Origin of the sequence: Peribacillus sp. NPDC058002 (assembly GCF_042886655.1) — a bacterium.
GTDB classification, from domain to species: Bacteria; Bacillota; Bacilli; order Bacillales; family DSM-1321; genus Peribacillus; species Peribacillus aracenensis.
Genome location: NZ_JBHVQU010000513.1, coordinates 1 through 1265 on the forward strand (window position 1 = coordinate 1; position 1265 = coordinate 1265).

1 protein-coding gene is annotated in these 1265 nt (G+C 40.2%); it reads left to right on the forward strand.

Annotated features, from left to right (window positions below; genetic code table 11):
- Nucleotides 1–89 precede the first annotated feature (89 nt).
- Nucleotides 90–1265: erythromycin esterase family protein (locus tag ACFVSH_RS26750; RefSeq protein WP_387708850.1), on the forward strand; the 1176-nt coding region annotated here is incomplete at its 3' end.

A 1265-nucleotide genomic window follows, 5' to 3' on the forward strand; every position in this document is an offset into this window, starting at 1 on the left:
CAATTATAAATTACTCTACGTACACGCAATATAAAAAAATTACAATGCTGAGTACAAACGCTAATGCTCGAGAACAAGGGGGAAAAACAGTGCATCATAATCTGGTTCAGTCAATAATCGAACAATCAGTCATGCTTAAAAGTGAAGCAGATTGGGATAAGCTCGTTCAACAAGTTAAAAATTCAAAATTTGTATTGCTAGGTGAGGCATCGCATGGAACATCCGAGTTTTACACGGCCAGAGTTGAAATAACAAAAAAACTGATTCAAGAAAAAGGGTTCACCTTTGTAGCGGTTGAAGGCGATTGGCCCGCATGCCAGGCAATCAATAGGTATGTTAAAGGCTATGACCAAGTATTTAATTCGGCGAGGGATGTGCTTAAGATTTTTGACCGCTGGCCGACCTGGATGTGGGCAAACGAGGAAATGATCGACCTGATTGAATGGATGAAAGAATACAATGAGTCTGGACAAAATCAAACGAAAGTTGGATTTTATGGGATAGATATTTACAGTCTTTGGGAATCTATGGATGAAGTTATCCATCACTTAAAACAAATTGATTCACCTGACCTCGAGGCTGCAAGACGGGCGTTCACATGTTTTGAACCATTCAATCGGAATAATGAAGAGTACGCAGTTTCCGCAGGCATTTTTTCAGAAGACTGTATAGAGGAAGTAGCCAAATTACTGACAACTATTCAACGGAAAAAAGAAAAATACCCAAATCATGAAGAATTGAATTTGAACCTTCAAGTGAATGCATTAGTAGCGTATAATGCAGAAAATTATTACAGGACAATGGTCGTTCATGATGATAAATCATGGAATATCCGAGATATGCATATGGTGGATGTGCTAAATGAAATAATGGATTTTTACGGTTCAAAAGGAAAGGCGATTGTATGGGAACATAATACCCATGTTGGGGATGCCAGCGCTACTGATATGAGAGATTCCGGGATGATTAACGTAGGGCAGGTCATTCGTGAACAAAACCCAGCTGAAGATGTATTTATCACAGGTTTCGGAACCTATACGGGAACTGTCATTGCAGCAGATGAGTGGGGTGTGGATCTTGAAATAAAAACAGTACCCCCTGCAATGAATGGAAGCTGGGAGGAGGCAATGCACCTTTCGGGGGCTTATGATAAGTTGCTCATTTTCACCGATGAAAATCGGCAGCTATTCCAAGATAGGATTGGACATCGGGCGATTGGAGTTGTATACAAACCGGAATATGAACAATATGGAAACTATGTACCT